The following is an 18903-nucleotide window of genomic DNA, read 5'->3' as shown; positions in this document are numbered from 1 at the left end:
GCAAACCGTAAGCGTTTCGTTAAGAGATGCAGGATTTAAACCGCGCCCGGCAGCGGCCGGTGATGGCGCGTGCAGGCGCTATAAACGGGAGAGGAGGACAACTTACAGGCAAAAAAAACCCACGCATCCGCGTGGGTCGGTGCAACCGAACAGGGTGAATACCACAAGGGTATCGCTGCCGCAGCAGCCGATCTTCACACCAATCAATACCTCTGGGACCTTTATCGTCGCGCAATGGCGGCACGGATAACAGCCGCAAATCGCAACGGAGTTCGGCGAAATGCAACGAGGTGTGAAAAGCTCGACTGCGCGTTTACATCCTGATTTCGTTAAGATTTATCTGATGCCGGTTTACTGTAAATCGCGTCTGGTGCCACGTTCATGTGTTTCAGCACCGGCCCCATGATGTTGCCAAATACCGGCGCGGCCACCGAGCCGCCAAAGTGATCGCCGGCGGTAGGATGGTTAATCATCACCACCAGCGCCACTTCCGGATGGCTGGCCGGCGCGATGCCGGCGGTGTAGTTGACATAGCCGCCGTCATATTTGCCGCTGCTGCCCATCTTCTCCGCGGTACCGGTTTTGGTCGCCAGCCGGTAGCCCGGAACCGCTGCTTTCACCCCGGTACCGCCCGGCAGCACGTCACTCTCCAGCATGTGCACCACGGTTTGCACGATCTGCGGATCCGCCACCTGCCTGCCCAGCACCGGTGGCGTCACTTTGGTGATCGACAGCGGGCGATAGACGCCATACGAACCGAGCGTGGCGTATTCACGCGCAATCTGCAGCGGCGTTACGCGCAGACCGTAACCGAACGAAAAGGTGGCGCGCTCGATGTCCGCCCAGCGCTGGCGATGCAGCGGGAAGTAGCCCACGCTCTCACCGGTCAGTCCCAGCCCGGTCGGCTTGCCAAGACCAAACGCCTGATAGGTGTTCACCAGCGCTTCCGCCGGCATCGCCAGCGCGATGTGCGACACGCCGATGTCGCTGGATTTCTGCAAAATGCCGGTCATGGTCAGCCGCGGCCAGTGGCCGACATCGCGGATCAGGTGGCCGTTGACGCTGTAAGGCGTGGTGTCGATCACTGAATCGGGGCGCACCAGATGGCGCTGCAGCCCTTCCATCACCACCAGCGGTTTCACCGTCGAACCGGGCTCGTAGCTGTCGTTGATGGCGGTATTGCGCATTTGCGCTGGCGTGGCGTTGTCATAATTGTTGGGGTTGAACGACGGATAAGATGCCATAGCGAGGATCTCGCCGGTGTCGATCTTCACCAGCACCGCCGCGCCCGAATCGGCCTTGTTGAGCAGCACGCCGTCGCGCAGCTTGCTGTACAGCGTAAACTGGTCAAACTTATCGATGCTGAGCTGCACCGTCGGCGGCTGCTTCGGCGGCTCGTAATCGATCATCGCAATAATGTTGCCGTCCCCGTCCTGGCGATACACCTCTTTACCCGGCTCGCCCTGCAGTACCCGGTCAAAGCCCTTCTCCAGCCCGTTAAGTCCGTTATTGTCCGCCCCGACGATGCCAATCAGCGGCGCCGCGGCCTCACTCATCGGATAAAAACGGCTGTCGTCATACACCGAACTGATGCCTTTCAGATGCAGCTCAGCAATATCTTTGGCAATGCCCAGCTCGATTTTGCGCCCGAGATAGAGGAAACGCTTTTTCGGATTGGCGGTGATCTGCGCACGCAGCTCATCCGGTCGCAGATTCAGCGCCGCCGCCAGATAGCTCCATTTGGCGCTGGTGAAATCGGGATTGGCCTCCAGCACGCGCAGCGGATCGGCGATGATATCGCGCGATGGCACGCTGAGCGCCAGCGCCTGGCCGTCGCGGTCGAGCAGCGTGCCGCGGTTAGTCGGCAGCGTCACGGTCCGCAGCGAGCGCTGGTCGGCCTCGTGCTCCAGCATCGGATGATTGATCAGCTGCAAATCGCCGACGCGCGCCAGCAGCAGGCCCATGCAGCCTAATACGCCCAGACAAATCAGACGAAAACGAAACGGGTTAAACGGGGCTTTAATCTGGTCTTTTCCCAGAAATTTTTTAATCGGGGGCATGGCGATCCGCTGCGATAAAAGATGAATCCAAAGGGGTTAGCTGCAGTTATAAAGAAAGGTAAAGCGAGTTGACAGGAAAACAATGTATCAGTTCGTTTATGTCCGATTGAGGTCACCACAACGGGACACATCACACCGGCAGATCGCAGGCAAAAAAAACCTGCGCATCTGCGCAGGTCGGTGTAATCAAGAAAACTGTTGATGTTCACCCATCAATACCTCTGGGACCCTGACTGTAGCAAGTTGCTCAGCGCAGAAACTATCACTCAAACGCAACAGTTACCGGCAAAATGTAACCAGCGGTGAGATTGTTAGCCGATTGTGCAACTGGCGTGTTTTTTGATTTCCACCAGGCAGCTCATGGCGTTCGGGCCCTGAGTTAACGACGAGGTCCCGATGTCGAGCGTCAGCACGTTAGGGTTGCCGGCGCGGTCCCACGGCTGCCACGCTTTGCCAAAACCGGGATCGAACCAGGCACCGGTGGCGATGATCACCACGCCGGGCGTCAGGCCGTCCGTCAGGCGAACGCCAGCCAGCATACGGCCACGCGCGTTGCTCACTTCAATCTCATCGCCGTCACTGATACCGCGCGCGGCGGCATCGTCAACGTGCATATACAGCGTTTCGTGACCGGCAGTTTTGCCGGCCTGCACCGTGGCGGTGGCATCCAGCTGACTGTGCAGGCGATCCGCAGGCTGCACCGAAATCATGTGCAGCGGGAACTGCGCGCTGAGCGCTGCGCCAAGCCACTCCTGCGGCGCGCGCCACTCCGGATGCCCGGCGAAATCCGCCAGCTGGTAATCGGCGATAGTCTGGCAAAACAGCTCAATTTTGCCGCTGGCGGTGTGAATCGGATGCGCCTGCGGGTCGGCGCGGAAATCATCCATAAACACGTACGGCTTGCCGCCCTGCGGAATCTCAACAAAGCCGCGCTGCCAGAATGCCTCAAACTCCGGGAACGCGATGTCCAGCTGCGCATGCGCCTGCGCGCACTGCTGGTAAAGATGCTCAATCCACTGCATCTCGTTGCGTCCTTCGGTAAAGCGATCGCGGTAGCCAAGGCGATCGGCCAGATCGGCAAAAATATCAAAGTCGTTACGCGCCTGATGCTGCGGTTTAATCGCCTGGTGCATCGCCAGCACGAAGCGGTCACGCGACGAGCCGCCAATGTCGTTGCGCTCCAGCGTGGTGGTGGCCGGCAGCACGATGTCCGCCATCTGCGCCGCGGGCGTCCAGACGATATCCTGCACGATGACCGTATCCGGACGCTGCCAGCCCTCGACCAGCCGGTTGAGCTGCTGGTGATGATGGAACGGATTGCCGCCTGCCCAGTGCACCAGGTGAATGTCGGGATAGTGCAGCGTCTCGCCCTGAAACGCATACGGCTGGCCGGGATTGAGCAGCATGTCGCTGATGCGCGCCACCGGGATCGACAGGTTCGCCGGATTCGGGCCGGTGCTCATCAGCGGCGCCGGGCCTTCCTGGCGCGGATTGCCGACGCTGTTCATTGAGCCATGACCAAAAGAGAAGCCGCCGCCCGGCAGTCCCGGCTGGCCCAGCATCGACGAGAGCGCAATCATCATCCAGTACGGCTGTTCGCCGCGATGGGCGCGCTGCACCGCATAAGCACAGGTGATGAAGCTGCGTTTGCCCGCCAACTGCTGCGCCAGCAGCGCGATACGCGCCGCCGGGATGCCGGTTATCGCACTGGCCCACGCGGGCGTTTTCGCCACGCCGTCGCTTTCGCCCAGCAGATAGGCACGCAGCTGCGGCCAGCCGGTGCAGTGGCTGGCGAGGAAAGCCTCATCGATAGCGTTCCGGCGGGTAATTTCATGGCCGAGCGCCAGCATCAGCGCCACGTCGGTGTTCGGGCGAATCGGAATCCACTCGGCGTTAACGAATGCCGGGCAGTCATCGCGCATCGGGCTGATGTTAATGATCGGCGTGCCTTTGGCGCTCAGCTGCTGCAGCGCCGGTTTCAGGCTGTGCTCGCCGGCGCCGCCGGAGGCCACCTGCGCATTTTTCAGCGCCAGGCCGCCAAAGGCGACGAAAATTTCTGCATGCTCCACCACCTGCGGCCAGTCGGTGACGCGGCCGGTGAGCGGCATATAAGTGCCAATCACATACGGCAGAAAGAACTGGGCCGCGCCCCAGCTGTAGTTACCCTGCTGATCAACGCCACCGCCGCCCTGGAAATAGAAGCGACGAATCAGGGTGCGCGCATGGTTAACGCGACCGGCTGATGACCAGCCGTACGAACCGTTGAAAATGCCGGAAGCGCCGTAGCGGTCGCGCACCCGGCGGTTCTCTTCCGCCACCAGATCGAGCGCGGTGTCCCAGTCCACGGCGACAAAATCTTCCCGGCCGCGCAGCGTGCGATCGCTGTTTTCACGCGACTTCAGCCACGAACGGCGCACCATCGGCTGACGGATGCGTTTATCCGAGTACACCAGTTCAGGGATAGTGTGGATCATCGGGGAAGGATCGGCATCGGCGAAGAAAGGTTCGCAGGCAATCAGGCGCTGATTTTCGGTGACGGCGGTAAACGCGCCCCAGTGCGCAAGGTGCGGCACACGAGTTTTCATGGTTATGGGTCCGGCAGGCAGGTGTGATTCAGGCTGGCAGCATAGCACGGTGCCGTTACCGGGCTAAAGCCTCACCGTGAGCGTCTGATTTTCCGCACTTTTGCGACAGCGCTGACATTCTGGCGGGTTGCGGCTGCCGGGCTTTTCCGTAACACTGAGAGCATGTGTAAACGTTTTCCCGGATGTCGACCATTGCATGGCTACTATTAAGGATGTTGCCCGCATGGCGGGGGTGTCGGTCGCGACCGTGTCCCGCGTCATCAATAATTCGCCCAAAGCCAGCGAGAGTTCGCGCCTCGCCGTTACCCAGGCCATGGAACAGCTGCAGTATCACCCGAACGCCAATGCCCGCGCGTTGGCGCAGCAATCCACCGAAACGCTCGGGCTGGTGGTAGGCGATGTGTCAGACCCGTTTTTTGGCGCGATGGTGAAAGCGGTCGATGAAGTCGCCGGGCAAACCGGCAACTTTCTGCTGATTGGTAACGGTTACCATAATGAGCAGAAAGAGCGTCAGGCGATTGAACAGCTGATGCGCCATCGCTGCGCCGCGCTGGTGGTGCACGCCAAGAAAATTCCCGATGATGATTTAGAGCTGCTGATGAAGCAGGTGCCGGGCATGGTGCTGCTGAACCGGCTGCTGCAGGGGTTTGAGTCGCGCTGCATTGCGCTGGATGACCGCTACGGCGCCTGGCTGGCCACGCGCCACCTGATTCAGCAGGGTCATACGCAGATCGCCTTTATCTGCTCGACGCACACCATCTCTGACGCCGAAGATCGGCTGCAGGGCTACTACGATGCGCTGAAGGAGCACGGTCTGCCGTGCAACGACCGGCTGGTGGCGTGGGGAGAACCGGATGAGGTCGGTGGCGAGCAGGCAATGACGGAACTGCTCGGACGCGGCAAGCAGGTGAGCGCGGTGGCGTGCTACAACGATTCGATGGCCGCCGGTGCGCTGGCGGTGCTGAGCGATAACGGCATTCGCGTGCCGGAAGAGATGTCGCTGATTGGCTTTGATGATGTGCTGGTGTCGCGCTACGTGCGTCCGCGCCTGACCACGGTGCGCTATCCGATTGTGACCATGGCGCAGCAGGCCGCGCAGCTGGCGCTGGCGCTGGCCAACGGCACCGCGCTGCCGGAGGTGACCAATATGTTTAGCCCGACGCTGGTCAGGCGGCATTCGGTGGGTGGACCGGGTTAAACGGGGGCGGGCTTTCCCTCACCCTAACCCTCTCCCTGAGGGAGAGGGAACGTTCCAGAGCGCGGTCAGCCCTTGCGGAGAGGAACGTTCCAGAGCGCGGTCAGCCCTTGCGGAGGGGAACGTTCCAGAGCGCGCGGTCAGCCCTTGCGGCAAGGAGAGCGCGGTCAGCCCCCTCGCCCGCTTGCGGGAGAGGGTTGGGGTGAGGGCCAGCGCGCACCCAACCCACTATAAATCCTGCGAATACACCTTCACCTGCACCTCAGGAAACTCCAGCGCATCACACTGATACTGCCAGCCGAAACGCTCGTAGTAGCCGCCAAACGTCGACCACAGCCACACCGTTGCATAGCCGCGCTGGCGGGCATAGTCCAGCACGTGCTGCTGCAGGGCGGCACTCAGCCCCTGCCCGCGCGCCGCTTCATCCACATACAGCGCGGCAACCCACGGATAGAGATCCTGACGGCTAATCAAATCGCAGCGCCAGAACCCTACCGTGCCGTGCGGCACGTCATCCTCGTCCAGCGCGACAAAGGTCACCGGAAACGCGGCACCGTTCAGGCTACTGCGTACAATGCTGTCGTAAAACGCGCGCGAGGTGCCGTCACCAAACGCCTGCCACAGCCAGTCGGTGATCTGGCTGGCGTGATGCGGCACGCTGCTGAGCGGCACGATGCGCATCAGTTCAGCTCCAGCGCCAGCAGTTCCTGAATGGTCTGCGCACGGCGAATCTCACGCGGCACGCCCTGCTCAAACAGCACTTCCGGGATCAGCGGACGGCTGTTGTAGTTGGAGGACATTGATGCGCCGTAAGCGCCGGTATCATGGAACACCAGATAATCGCCGACCTGTGCCGCTGGCAGCGCGCGGGTTTCCACTTTGCCGCCTTCCCGCTGGGTAAACACATCTCCCGACTCACAGAGCGGCCCGGCCACCACGCTCTCCACATGCGCGTCAGCCGGCGCGCTGCCATCGGCAGGCAGCAGCGAAATATGGTGATAGCTGCCGTACATCGACGGACGCATCAGATCGCTGAAACCGGCATCCACCAGCACAAAGTGACGGCTGCCCATCTGCTTCACCGCCCGCACCTGCGACACCAGTACGCCCGACTCTGCCACCAGGAAACGGCCCGGCTCGATCTCCAGCTTCACCGCATGGCCGAGGTGCGCCGCGATACGCTCGCGCGCGCCGTTCCACAGCCCGTAATAGTGCTGCGTATCTATCGCCTCCTCACCAAAGCGGTAAGGAATCGACAGCCCGCCGCCCGCCGAAATGGCCTGCAGATCCTGACCAAAGGCCACCACCTGATCGACCATCGCGTCGCACACCTGCTGCAGATGGCCATAATCGACGCCGGAACCGATGTGCATATGTAAACCTACCAGCTGCAGGCCATGCTGCTGGATCGCCGCCAGCGCCAGCGGCAGATCGCTGTGCCAGATGCCGTGCTTACTGTTTTCGCCGCCGGTATTGGTTTTCTGGCTGTGACCGTGGCCAAAGCCCGGATTAATGCGCAGCCAGACGCTATGACCCGGCGAAACCGCGCCGAGCTGATGCAGCATATCCACTGAGCCGGCATTCACCGGCACCTTCAGCTCGGCGATGCGCGCCAGCGTCGGTGAGTCCAGCACATCGGCGGTGAACACAATATCCTCGCCGCCCGGCTGAAAACCGGCAGCCAGCGCACGTTCGATCTCGCCGAGCGAAACCGAATCGACCTTGACGCCGGCAGCGCGCATCAGCCGCAGAATATGAATATTCGAGCAGGCCTTTTGCGCAAAGCGCACCACGTCAAACGCGCTGAGCTGCGCAATACGCTGCTGAATGATTTCGGCATCGTAAGCCCAGAACGGGCCGCTGTAGCGCTGCGCCAGCGGCAGCAGATTTGTGGCGTTAAGCGCCGTCTGGGAATCGTTAAGTGGACGTGGCATGAGCATTCTCCTGAGTCGTTGCTGTCATTTAGCCACAGCACAGTGATGCAGAAAAATATCTGTTTAAGCATCAGCTATGCAAATATGATATGGATGACATGGAGGCGACGATGGCAAAAATTAACTGGCGGCATATCGAAATCTTTCACGCGGTGATGACCAGCGGCAATCTGACCCAGGCTGCCACGCTGCTGCATACCTCGCAGCCAACGGTGAGCCGCGAGCTGGCGCGGCTGGAGCAGCAGTTGGGCTTACAGCTGTTTGAGCGGGTGCGCGGCCGCCTGCAGCCCACCGTGCAGGGGCTGCGGCTGTACGAAGAGGTGCAGCGCTCGTGGTACGGTCTGGATCGCATCATGGATGCCGCCGAAGGGTTACGCAATTTCCGCCTGGGCGAGCTTTCCATCGCCTGCCTGCCGGTCTTTTCCCAGTCGCTGTTACCGCCGCTGCTGCAGCCGTTTTTACAGCGCTATCCGCAGGTGAGCCTGAATATTATTCCGCAGGAGTCGCCGCTGCTGGAGGAGTGGCTGTCGGCGCAGCGCTACGATCTCGGTCTGACCGAAACCCAGCATGCGCCCGCCGGGACTGAACGTCTGGCTCTGCTGACCAGTGATGAAGTGTGCGTGCTGCCGCCGCAGCATCCGCTGTGTCAGCGGGCGGTGCTGACGCCGCAGGATTTTCACGGTGAAAACTATGTCAGCCTGTCGCGCAGCGATAGCTATCGTCAGTTGCTGGATGCGCTGTTCCATGAGCAGCAGGTGGAGCGGCGGCTGGTGCTGGAGACGCACAGCGCCGCGTCGGTGTGCGCGATGGTGCGCGCCGGGGTGGGTATTTCGATTGTTAATCCGCTGACGGCGCTGGATTACGCCGACAGCGGCGTGGTGATGCGCCGCTTCAGTATTGCCGTGCCGTTCACGGTGAGCCTGGTGCGGCCACAGCATCGGCCGGCATCGGCGCTGGTCGATCACTTCTGCGACCACCTGCAGCAGCAGGTGGCCACCTTTCCGCAGCGCATCGCCCAGCGGCTGGCTTAAGCGCGCACCGTCTCGCGCTGACCGCCCGATTTGCGGAAGGTCAGCAGACAAACCACTAAGCCCGCTGCCGCCAGCGCTGCTGCCGCGACCGGCACCGCCGTCAGGCCATAGCCTTTGTCGATCACTGCGCCGCCCACCCACGCACCGAGTGCGTTACCGACGTTGAAGGCCGAGATGTTGAGCGTCGACACCAGATTTGGCGCCTCTTTACCGTGGCGCACCACGTTGATTTGCAGACCCGGCACGGTGGCGAAGGTCGCCATCGCCCACAGGAACAGGGTTACCTCTGCCAGCCACAGCGCATGGCTGGTCCAGCTGAACAGCAGCGAAAACACGGCGATCAGCGAGAAGCTGAGGATCAGGCTGAACGACACTTTCCAGTCCGCCAGTTTCCCGCCAACAATGTTACCCACCGTCAGGCCCGCGCCAATCAGGAACAGAGTCCAGCTGACACCGCGATCGCTGATGCCGGTCACCTGTAACAGCAGCGGCGCAATGTAGCTGAACAGCGCAAACATCGCGGCGGCAAAACACACCGTCATCAGCAGCGACAGCCACAGTTTGCCGTTGGCCAGCGCGCTGATTTCGCTCGCCAGGTGCACCGGTTTTTCATCTTTGTTAGTCGGCAGGCTGACAATCAGCGCGATGAACGCGAGAATGCCGATAATCGCCACGCCCCAGAAGGTGGCGCGCCAGCCAAACAGCTGACCAAACCAGGTGCCGAGCGGCACGCCCAGTACGTTGGCCAGCGTCAGACCGGTAAACATCAGCGCCACCGCCGATGCCTGACGGCCCGGCGCCACCAGGCTGGCCGCGACCACTGAACCGATGCCGAAGAACGCACCGTGACACAACGCGGTAATAACGCGCGCCAGCATCAGCAGGTTATAGGTATAAGCCAGCGCACAGAGTACGTTGCCGATGATGAAGATGATCATCAGCAGAATCAGGGTACGTTTACGCGGCAGTTTCGCGGTCAGCAGCGCCATGATTGGCGCGCCGATAGCCACGCCCAGCGCATAGCCGCTGATCAGCCAGCCCGCAGAAGGAATCGACACCTGCAGGTCACCCGCCACTTCCGGCAGTAACCCCATGATGACGAACTCCGTGGTGCCGATGGCGAACGCACTCAGCGCCAGCGCCAGTAATGCAACAGGCATAACACACTCTCCCAAAATAATTTTGCAGGCGGGCCGCACGACGAACGCCGTACGGTTAAGACAGACGCGTATCCCTCCGACAGTGCGGGGATGTTTATTTTTGAACTGCGTCACAGTCTGCTATTAAAGCACAGCCTCTGACTCTCAACCACCCGGGCGGCAGCAAGGCTATTTTGCCTGCGCGGCAATAATCCCGGCGCTAAAAAGTGTCGCTTATGCATCACTGAGACAGGACGGCGATAACAGACTACGCTTGATAACAGGTTGTGATCGCTGTCACAGCGACGGCGCTTTCTGGCGTTAAATCAGGCAGTAAAGGATGGTCGCACATTGCCGATACCCCAATGGATTGCCCGGTAATGCGGCGTCAACACAACAGGGGGACAGAGTTATGCGATGGATCATCGCGCTGGCGATCGGCGGCTTAAGCGGCTGCTCGGTCGGGCACTATGAATACAGCTCAGAAGCGGCCAGGCGCGTCGATATGACCGTCACCGGCATCCCCACCGTGCTCGGCATGGGTGCGCTGGGCACCACTATCCCCCTGACGCGCGAATATAGCCTGACGGCGGCGCACGTGGCCAAATATTCGCTGTATCGGGTGAAGGCCTGGCATCCGGAGTGCGATATCGCCGTGGTTTATCATGCGAATAAGGAAGCCAACCTGCCCCCGCAGTTCCGCAACAGCCATATCGGCGACAACGTTAATCTGTATGGGTATAGCTTTATCTCCGCGCTGCCGGTGGCATCAAGCGGCAAAAATCTGATCAATACGACGCTAAGCAATGACTGGAATAAGGCCAGCTGCGTAGTGGTGGCGGCCAATGCCGGCGTGGTGAAAGGCATGTCCGGCGGCGCGGTGTATAACGCCAGCGACGACACGCTGGCCGGGGTGATTGTCGGCTATAGCAGTCGGATTGATGATAATAAGAGCGGCAAAACGCTGTTTAAAGATGTGGCGCTGTATGTGCCTTATGCGCGGTTCCAGGCGTGGCTGGATGGGGTGGTGAAGTCTTAGGTTGGGTGCGCGCTGATGCCCTCACCCCGGCCCTCTCCCACAGGGAGAGGGAGAAAGCCACAGCGGCACTTTGCCACGGGGAGAGGGAGAAAACCACAGCGGCCTTCTGCCTCGGGGAGAGGGAGAAAACCACAGCTGTCCTCTGCCACAGGGAGAGGGAGAAAACCACAGCGGCCCTCTCCCACCGGGGTACAGGCAAGTCCCCTCTCCCCATGGGAGAGGGTTAGGGTGAGGGTGAAGGCAACCTGATTACTTACCGGTCGGGCGCAGAGCCGGGAACAGGATCACGTCACGAATGGTGTGGCTGTTGGTGAACAGCATGACCAGACGATCGATACCGATGCCCAGACCCGCAGTCGGTGGCAGACCATGCTCCAGCGCGGTGACGTAGTCTTCGTCGTAGAACATCGCTTCGTCATCACCGGCGTCCTTCGCGTTAACCTGCTGCAGGAAACGCTCGGCCTGATCTTCCGCATCGTTCAGCTCGGAGAAGCCATTACCGATTTCACGGCCGCCGATGAAGAACTCAAAGCGGTCGGTGATTTCCGGGTTCTCGTCATTACGACGCGCCAGCGGTGACACCTCTGCCGGATACTCGGTGATGAAGGTTGGTTGAATCAGGTGCGCTTCTGCTGTCTCTTCGAAGATCTCGGTCACCACGCGGCCCAGACCCCAACTCTTCTCCACTTTAATGTGCAGCGCGTTGGCAATCGCCACTGCTTTATCAAAGTCATCCAGATCGGCGAGGTCCGTCTCAGGACGGTATTTCTTGATCGCTTCACGCATGGTGAGCTTCTCAAACGGCTTGCCGAAATCGAAGGTGTGCTCACCGTAAGGCACTTCCGTCGTGCCCAGTACGTCCTGCGCCAGGGTGCGGAACAGGCTCTCGGTCAGTTCGATCAGATCTTTGTAATCCGCATACGCCATATAGAGTTCCATCATGGTGAACTCTGGATTGTGGCGCGGCGAAATCCCTTCGTTACGGAAGTTACGGTTGATCTCAAACACGCGATCAAAACCGCCGACCACCAGACGCTTGAGGTACAGCTCCGGCGCGATACGCAGGTACATGTCGATGTCGAGCGCATTATGATGGGTGATGAACGGACGCGCGGAAGCACCGCCCGGAATCACCTGCATCATCGGCGTTTCCACTTCCATAAAGTCGCGGTTAACCATGAACTGACGAATGCCGGCCATGATTTGTGAGCGAATTTTGAAGGTCTTGCGCGAATCGTCGTTGGAGATCAGGTCAAGGTAACGCTGACGGTAACGGGTTTCCTGATCGGCGAGGCCGTGGAATTTGTCCGGCAGCGGACGCAGCGCTTTGGTCAGCAGGCGCAGCTCAGAGATATGGATCGACAGCTCGCCGGTTTTGGTTTTGAACAGCTTACCGCGCGCGCCGAGGATATCGCCGAGATCCCACTTTTTGAACTGCTCGTTATAGACGCCTTCCGGCAGATCGTCACGCGAAACGTAGATCTGGATCTGACCGCCCACATCCTGCAGGGTGGCGAACGACGCTTTACCCATGATGCGGCGGGTCATCATACGACCGGCTACGCTCACCTCAACGCCGAGCGCTTCCAGCTCGTCGTTCTCTTTGCTGTCATAGTCGGCATGCAGACGATCGGAGGTGGTGTCACGGCGGAAATCGTTAGGAAACGCCACGCCCTTTTCACGCAGCGCGCTGAGTTTTTCGCGACGCGCTTTCAGTTCGTTGTTTAACTCAAGGGCGGCATCAGCGCTCTGCGGTTGTTGTTCAGACATGTCGGTTCCTTATAGCCCTGCTTTTAAACTTGCTTCAATAAAACGGTCAAGATCGCCATCCAGTACGGCCTGGGTGTTACGCGTTTCTACGCTGGTACGCAGATCCTTGATGCGCGAATCGTCAAGAACGTATGAACGGATCTGGCTGCCCCAGCCGATGTCCGACTTGTTCTCTTCCGCCGCCTGCTTGTCGGCATTCTTCTTCTGCATTTCGTATTCATACAGCTTGGCACGCAGCTGTTTGAAGGCCTGATCTTTGTTCTTATGCTGCGAGCGGTCGTTCTGGCACTGCACCACAATGTTGGTCGGCAGGTGGGTAATACGCACCGCTGACTCGGTTTTGTTAACGTGCTGACCACCAGCACCCGAGGCGCGATAGACGTCGATACGCAGGTCGGCCGGGTTGATTTCGATGTCGATGTTGTCATCCACTTCCGGGTAAATAAATACCGAACTGAAGGAGGTGTGACGACGACCGCCGGAGTCGAACGGGCTCTTACGCACCAGACGATGAACGCCGGTTTCGGTACGCAGCCAGCCGTAAGCGTAATCACCGATGATTTTGATGGTGGCTGATTTGGTACCGGCCACTTCGCCTTCGGACTCTTCGATGATCTCGGTTTTGAAGCCTTTGGCTTCCGCCCAGCGCAGATACATGCGCAGCAGCATGCTGGCCCAGTCCTGCGCTTCGGTGCCGCCAGAGCCGGCCTGAATATCCATGTAGCAGTCGGCGCTGTCGTATTCGCCGGAGAACATACGGCGGAACTCCAGTTCACCCAGCTTCACGTCCAGCGCGTCCAGCTCGACAACGGCTTCGTTGAAGGTCTCTTCGTCGTCGGCTTCAACCGCCAGCTCCAGCAGACCCTGCACATCTTCCAGCCCCTGCTGCATCTGGTCGAGCGTTTCAACTACCGCTTCCAGCGAGGCGCGCTCTTTGCCCAGCGCCTGCGCGCGTTCAGGTTCGTTCCAGACGTCCGGCTGTTCCAGCTCGGCGTTTACTTCTTCGAGGCGTTCTTTCTTGGCATCGTAGTCAAAGATACCCCCTAAGAACGCTGCTGCGCTCACTGAGGTCCTGGATACGATTTTTGACCGGATTAATTTCAAACATGGCTTTTCAGTCTTTTTTGACGATTCGGTGAGAGGAGATAAAAGTAACGCGCTAGTTTACCCGAAAGCGCGCCTGGTTTGTAGCTTTGCACATCAATGGCTATACCGCGTATGAACCGGCAGAAAATAATTGCGCCAGTTCTGGAAACCAGCAGGTATGGCGGTTGCCAGAAATCCCGCTGTCATTCGCCACCGGCGCGGTGCGTCTTCAGAATTTTCCTACATAATCACGGCAATAAACGCCAGCTGGCGTCATTAAAACCCATGATTTCTCAGACAAAATCATTAAAACTCCACCATCAGAAATGTCTGGTTCGAAGCGTGATATAGCGCGATTAGCCTGCGCAATGCTGCGCTGTCCTGGCCATCAACCGGCCAGTGCGCACCTTATCCTTTCTGCACCCTGGCGGAATCTCAGGGGTTAGTGCTTCATCTATTGCGTTCTGTCTGTCAGCCACGTTGCTCAGGAGTATTCGTGACAGGGAAAGACTGCATTCAGGCCCGTTAACGTGAACGGGCGACAACATGCCCTGAGAGGCATGAGGAGTTGCCATGCATTATCCTGTTGTTACTTTTCGACCCTCACCGCGCCTGCTGGCGCTCCTCATCCCGTTTCTGCTGAGCGCCTGTGGTGGCGGCGGCGGCGGTGGTAGCGGCGGCGGCAGCACCCTGACCCCGGTCACGCCGGTCGTTGAACCTGCGGTGCCGGCCACGGCCGCCAGCAATAAAGTAGGCATCATTGACTCCGGCCTGGCCCCGGGCCGCAGCGAAATTAATTACGCCAACGTGAATTTCTCCAGCTATGTCGGCAGCAACACCGCGCTTAACGACAACATGGGAATCAACGGCCACGGCACGCTGGTGGCGATGACGCTACTGGGGCTGTCGCCTGACAGCGCGCTGTATGTAGCGCAGGCATCACAAAATAACATTTTCAGCTATGACAATACTGCGCGCGCCGTGCAGGGCCTGGTGGCGCAGGGCGTACGCATCTTCAATATGTCCTACGGTTCGCAGGAGCGCCTCACCAGCCAGCAGGCGCTAACCGATGCGCGCCAGCGCTATCAGTCGCTGTATCAGGGGCTCAACGCGGTGGCTGCGGCAGATGGGCTGGCGGTGATGATCACCGGCAACAACAGCGGCGCCACGCCGGCACCGGACGTGCTGACACCGCTGATGTATAACGACCCGCAGCTGGCGCGTAATCTGCTGGCGGTGACCGGTATCCTGAGTCATACCGGTTATGACCTGCCAGGCCGCGCAGCCGGCACCGGACCGTTTGACGCCTGCGGCGCGGCCGCCGCGTGGTGCCTGACCGCACCGGGCTATACCGATTACCTGTATCAAAACTCCGACGGCAGCTGGGTGCAGGCGCGCAGCTACGGCACCTCATTTGCCGCACCGCGCGTGACGGCTGCGGCCTCGCAGCTGCTGCAGCGTTTCCCGTGGATGAGCGGCCATAATCTGCAGCAAACCCTGCTGACCACCGCCACTTACCGCAGTGATGCGCACGATAACGTCGCCGACAGCGCCAACGGGCGGCCATACAATGAGACGTTCGGCTGGGGCGATCTTAACGCCGCCAAAGCCTTAAACGGGCCGGGACAATTCTGGGCAGAGGACTTCAGTGCGCGCCTCGACGGCGGCCAGTATGTGTTCAGCAATGACATCAGCGGCGATCGCGGGCTGGTGCTGGACGGCAGCGAACGCGGCGGTACGCTGCAGCTGACCGGCAACAACAGCTATCAGGGCATGACGCAGGTCTCCGCCAATAGCCTGCTGATTGACGGTGCGATTGCCGGCAATGCGCTGGTGAACGGCAGCGGCAAACTGGGTGGCAGCGGACGCATCGGCGGCAATCTGGTCAACCAGGGATCGGTTAATAGCGGCCTGCAGGTGGCGGGCAACTATCAGCAAAGCGCCAACGGTACGCTCAACGTCACGCTGAACAATCCGCTGCGCGTGACCGGCAACGCGGCGCTCGACGGCACGCTAAACCTGGCGCCGCCCTCCGCCAGCTACGTGGTGAAACAGCAGGAAACGCTGCTGACCAGCGGCGGCGGCGTGAGCGGTCAGTTTAGCCAGGTCAATACCGGCGTATTTCTCGACGGTTCCGTCAGCTATGACGCCCACAGCGTTACCGGCCAGCTAACGCGTAAAAACACCGCCGCGGCGGCACAGGCGATGGGAATCGATAGCACCAGCGCGCAGCAAACCAGCCGCAACCTGGAGCAGGCGTTTGAGCTGGCGGACCGCTGGCAGGGTCAGGCGACGCTGAGCAGTGCGCAGCAGTCAGCGCTGGCGGCCGCAGGCGCCTTCCAGACGCTGGCGGACACCCGCAGCGCACAGGCGGCGATCAACTCCCTGTCCGGCCAGGCGCATGCCTCCGGCAATGCGGTGCTGTTCAACGCGCTTGATTATCAGACGCGCCTGCTCAACAACCGCATCGATGATGCCAGCGAACAGGGGCGCTTCGGCTTCTGGCTGGAGAGCGGTCAGCTGCGCGGTTCGCTCGATCAGGATGGCTATCTCGGCAACCGCTATCGCAATACCCTGACCGCGCTGGGTGCCGACAGCGATTTTGGCCTGCCCGGCCTGCGCCTCGGCATCGCCTGGACGCACACTCAGCTTGATGCCACCTATGACGACACCGGCGGCAACAGCCAGAACAGCCTGCAGGGCGTAATGCTGTATGGGCGCTATGCGGTGACGCCAGCCTGGTACTGGCAGGGCAATCTCAGCTATCAGCATGGACGCGACAAACTGCAGCGCCTGGTGCTGCTGGATGAAGCTGCACCGGTCTCCTCTTCCGCCCGCACTGACAGCTGGCAGGCAGCGTTACAGAGCGGCTATCGCTGGACGCTGCAGGAGGATTATCGCATTGAGCCCTATCTCGGCTGGCGTGAAACCGGCCTGCAAACCGGCAGCTTCAGCGACAGCGGCAGCGCGTTTGGTCTGCAGGGCGACGGCGACAACTATCGCCGCAGCGTCGGTTACGGTGGCCTGAATCTCAGCGCGCGCCAGGACTGGTCGGCAGGCTGGTGGAGCATGCTGAGCCTGTATGGCGAATACCAGTACGCGTTCAGCAATCCGCCGATGGACGTCAGCGCGCGCTGGAGCGGCTTCGGCAGCGGTCAGCAGAGCTTTACCATCCCAGGTATGCAGCTCGATCGCCGCTCGCAGTGGTTTGGTGCGCGGGTTGATCTGGTGCAGTCGGCACGCGCGCGGCTGTTTCTGCGTGCCGACCGCCACGTGGCCGATCGCGGCGATGAGAAGGTGCTGCGCGGCGGTGTCGACGTCACGTTCTAAAGGTTACGACTGCGGCCAGATATGGTCGATGATCAGCTGTACCGAGCGATTGCCGCGGTATTCGTTGATATCCAGCTTGTAGGCCAGCTGCACCTGACGCACGCTGCTGTCTGGCCACAGGCTGGTGTCGACGTTAAAAGCGATACCATCCAGTAACGGGCCGCCACCCAGCGGCTCGACCATCACCTTAAGGTGACGCTCGCCCACCAGACGCTGCTGCAACAGCTTAAACTGACCGTCGAACACCGGCTCCGGAAACGCCTGGCCCCAGGGGCCGGCTTCCCGCAGCATTTCCGCGGTGTGCAGGGTAAATTCCTGCGCATGCAGTTCGCCATCGGACCACATCACGCCCTGCAGCGCCTCGCCCTCCAGCCATTCGTCGATCAGCGCAGCAAAGCGCTGGCGGAACTCATCGTACTTCGCCTCTTCCAGCGACAGCCCCGCCGCCATGGCGTGCCCGCCAAATTTGATGATCAGCCCAGGATAGAGCGTGTCGATACGTTCCAGCGCGTCGCGCAGGTGCAGCCCGGCAATCGAACGGCCAGAGCCCTTCAGCGTGCCGTCACCGGCGGGCGCGAAGGCGATGACCGGACGGTGGAAGCGCTCTTTCAGGCGTGACGCGAGGATGCCAACCACGCCCTGATGCCACTCCGGGTGATAAAACGCCAGCCCGAGCGGCAGATCGCGATGCTGGCGCTCCAGCTCATCGCACAGTGCCAGCGCTTCGCTCTTCATGCCCTGCTCAATCTCTTTGCGCGTCTGATTGAGCGCATCAAGTTCGCTGGCCAGCATGCGCGCCTGGGCAATATCTTCCGTCAGCAGCAGCGCAACACCAACCGACATATCGTCCAGCCGGCCGGCAGCATTGAGGCGTGGCCCGACGGCAAAACCGAGATCGCTGGCCGCCAGCTGACGCGCATCGCGGTTAGCAATCTCCAGCAGCGCGCGGATGCCGGCACGGCATTTACCGGCGCGGATGCGGCTCAGCCCCTGCCACACCAGAATGCGGTTGTTGGCATCCAGCGGCACCACGTCGGCCACGGTACCGAGCGCCACCAGATCCAGCAGTTCGGCCAGATTGGGTTCACTGCGTCCGTCGCTGAACCAGCTCTGCTGACGCAGATGGGCACGCAGCGCCAGCATCAGATAAAACGCCACGCCGACGCCCGCCAGCGAACGTGACGGGAATGCGCTGTCGCTCAGGTTAGGGTTAACGATGGCCTCGGCCGCCGGCAGCGTTTCGCCCGGCAGGTGGTGATCGGTGATCAGTACCGGAATCCCGTGCTGGTGTGCGGTATCGACGCCCGCGTGCGACGAAATGCCGTTATCCACGGTGAGGATCAGCTCGGCGCCACGCGCGCGCGCCTGCTCCACCACTTCCGGGCTCAGGCCATAGCCGTCCTCAAAGCGGTTCGGCACCAGATAATCGACGTTGCCGCCCATGCTGCGCAGCGCCAGCACGGTGAGCGCAGTGCTGGTGGCGCCATCGGCATCGAAATCGCCCACCACCACGATGCGGCGTTTTTGCTGCAGCATCTGGTGCAGCAGCGTCACAGCACGCTCAATGCCGCCAAGGCTTTGCCACGGCAGCAGGAATTTCGCGCCGCGTTCCAGTTCGGCGGCGTCTTTGACACCGCGCTGCAGGTAGAGACGACGCAGCAGCGGCGGTAAATCATCGGGTAACTGCGCGTCGGCCTGAGCTTCACGCCGACGCAATTCTACAGAGTGCATCAC

At 60.7% G+C, this 18903-nt stretch carries 12 protein-coding genes; 4 read left to right on the top strand and 8 right to left on the bottom strand.

The window, feature by feature from the left end; genetic code table 11:
• Positions 1-329 precede the first annotated feature (329 nt).
• Together QMM04_RS02180 and QMM04_RS02175 are read right to left on the bottom strand one after the other, a co-directional pair.
• The gene (locus QMM04_RS02180) at positions 330-2060 is read right to left on the bottom strand and encodes a penicillin-binding transpeptidase domain-containing protein (protein ID WP_021506690.1); all 1731 of its coding nucleotides are present in this window, start codon (positions 2058-2060) and stop codon (positions 330-332) included.
• A gap of 311 nt (positions 2061-2371) precedes the next feature.
• On the bottom strand, positions 2372-4645 hold the full coding sequence (locus QMM04_RS02175) for a molybdopterin-dependent oxidoreductase (RefSeq protein WP_104188416.1): 2274 nt from the start codon (positions 4643-4645) through the stop codon (positions 2372-2374).
• A gap of 196 nt (positions 4646-4841) precedes the next feature.
• Between QMM04_RS02175 and galR the strand changes: the two genes are divergently transcribed.
• On the top strand, positions 4842-5843 hold the full coding sequence (galR, locus tag QMM04_RS02170) for an HTH-type transcriptional regulator GalR (RefSeq protein ID WP_031279486.1): 1002 nt from the start codon (positions 4842-4844) through the stop codon (positions 5841-5843).
• Between the two features lie 225 nt (positions 5844-6068).
• Here galR and QMM04_RS02165 read toward each other — a convergent pair whose 3' ends face one another.
• Positions 6069-6521, bottom strand: a complete 453-nt coding sequence (locus tag QMM04_RS02165; protein WP_021506687.1) for a GNAT family N-acetyltransferase — start codon at positions 6519-6521, stop codon at positions 6069-6071.
• Positions 6521-7774, bottom strand: coding sequence for a diaminopimelate decarboxylase (lysA, locus tag QMM04_RS02160; RefSeq protein WP_282995553.1), 1254 nt, complete (start codon positions 7772-7774; stop codon positions 6521-6523). The genes QMM04_RS02165 and lysA overlap by 1 nt, the downstream gene beginning before the upstream one ends.
• A gap of 110 nt (positions 7775-7884) precedes the next feature.
• Here lysA and QMM04_RS02155 point away from each other — a divergent pair, with 110 nt between their 5' ends.
• The gene (locus QMM04_RS02155) at positions 7885-8805 is read left to right on the top strand and encodes a LysR family transcriptional regulator (protein WP_282995552.1); all 921 of its coding nucleotides are present in this window, start codon (positions 7885-7887) and stop codon (positions 8803-8805) included.
• Here the strand turns inward: QMM04_RS02155 and QMM04_RS02150 are convergent.
• Positions 8802-9965: an MFS transporter gene (locus QMM04_RS02150; protein ID WP_282995551.1), complete on the bottom strand. Its 1164-nt coding sequence runs from the start codon at positions 9963-9965 to the stop codon at positions 8802-8804. The two genes, QMM04_RS02155 and QMM04_RS02150, sit on opposite strands and share 4 nt — an antisense overlap.
• A 391-nt stretch (positions 9966-10356) precedes the next feature.
• Between QMM04_RS02150 and QMM04_RS02145 the strand changes: the two genes are divergently transcribed.
• Positions 10357-10983, top strand: coding sequence for a hypothetical protein (locus tag QMM04_RS02145; protein WP_021506683.1), 627 nt, complete (start codon positions 10357-10359; stop codon positions 10981-10983).
• A gap of 249 nt (positions 10984-11232) precedes the next feature.
• Here the strand turns inward: QMM04_RS02145 and lysS are convergent, their stop codons facing one another.
• Both lysS and prfB read right to left on the bottom strand, forming a co-directional pair.
• Positions 11233-12753, bottom strand: coding sequence for a lysine--tRNA ligase (gene lysS, locus QMM04_RS02140; protein WP_021506681.1), 1521 nt, complete (start codon positions 12751-12753; stop codon positions 11233-11235).
• Between the two features lie 9 nt (positions 12754-12762).
• Positions 12763-13861 (bottom strand): peptide chain release factor 2 gene (gene prfB / locus QMM04_RS02135; protein ID WP_104093670.1). Its coding sequence is split into 2 segments (ribosomal slippage): positions 12763-13785 and positions 13787-13861, totalling 1098 coding nucleotides; the frame shifts between segments, so codons are not numbered across the junction.
• Between the two features lie 551 nt (positions 13862-14412).
• Between prfB and QMM04_RS02130 the strand changes: the two genes are divergently transcribed.
• Positions 14413-17169, top strand: a complete 2757-nt coding sequence (locus QMM04_RS02130; RefSeq protein WP_282995550.1) for an autotransporter domain-containing protein — start codon at positions 14413-14415, stop codon at positions 17167-17169.
• 3 nt (positions 17170-17172) lie between these two features.
• Here the strand turns inward: QMM04_RS02130 and recJ are convergent, their stop codons facing one another.
• On the bottom strand, positions 17173-18900 hold the full coding sequence (recJ, locus tag QMM04_RS02125) for a single-stranded-DNA-specific exonuclease RecJ (protein WP_282995549.1): 1728 nt from the start codon (positions 18898-18900) through the stop codon (positions 17173-17175).
• Between the last annotated feature and the right edge of the window lie 3 nt (positions 18901-18903).

Origin of the sequence: Pantoea sp. Pa-EAmG (genome assembly GCF_030024295.1) — a bacterium.
Classification (GTDB): domain Bacteria; phylum Pseudomonadota; class Gammaproteobacteria; order Enterobacterales; family Enterobacteriaceae; genus Pantoea; species Pantoea dispersa.
This window is presented reverse-complemented; position numbering and strand designations above follow the sequence as displayed.

Excerpts from the sequence above, each read along its gene's own strand:
- QMM04_RS02180 (WP_021506690.1), bottom strand. The coding sequence starts at position 2,060 with ATGCCCCCGATTAAAAAATTTCTGGGAAAAGACCAGATTAAAGCCCCG.
- QMM04_RS02175 (WP_104188416.1), bottom strand. The coding sequence starts at position 4,645 with ATGAAAACTCGTGTGCCGCACCTTGCGCACTGGGGCGCGTTTACCGCC.
- galR (WP_031279486.1), top strand. The coding sequence starts at position 4,842 with ATGGCTACTATTAAGGATGTTGCCCGCATGGCGGGGGTGTCGGTCGCG.
- QMM04_RS02165 (WP_021506687.1), bottom strand. The coding sequence starts at position 6,521 with ATGCGCATCGTGCCGCTCAGCAGCGTGCCGCATCACGCCAGCCAGATC.
- lysA (WP_282995553.1), bottom strand. The coding sequence starts at position 7,774 with ATGCCACGTCCACTTAACGATTCCCAGACGGCGCTTAACGCCACAAAT.
- QMM04_RS02155 (WP_282995552.1), top strand. The coding sequence starts at position 7,885 with ATGGCAAAAATTAACTGGCGGCATATCGAAATCTTTCACGCGGTGATG.
- QMM04_RS02150 (WP_282995551.1), bottom strand. The coding sequence starts at position 9,965 with ATGCCTGTTGCATTACTGGCGCTGGCGCTGAGTGCGTTCGCCATCGGC.
- QMM04_RS02145 (WP_021506683.1), top strand. The coding sequence starts at position 10,357 with ATGCGATGGATCATCGCGCTGGCGATCGGCGGCTTAAGCGGCTGCTCG.
- lysS (WP_021506681.1), bottom strand. The coding sequence starts at position 12,753 with ATGTCTGAACAACAACCGCAGAGCGCTGATGCCGCCCTTGAGTTAAAC.
- QMM04_RS02130 (WP_282995550.1), top strand. The coding sequence starts at position 14,413 with ATGCATTATCCTGTTGTTACTTTTCGACCCTCACCGCGCCTGCTGGCG.
- recJ (WP_282995549.1), bottom strand. The coding sequence starts at position 18,900 with ATGCACTCTGTAGAATTGCGTCGGCGTGAAGCTCAGGCCGACGCGCAG.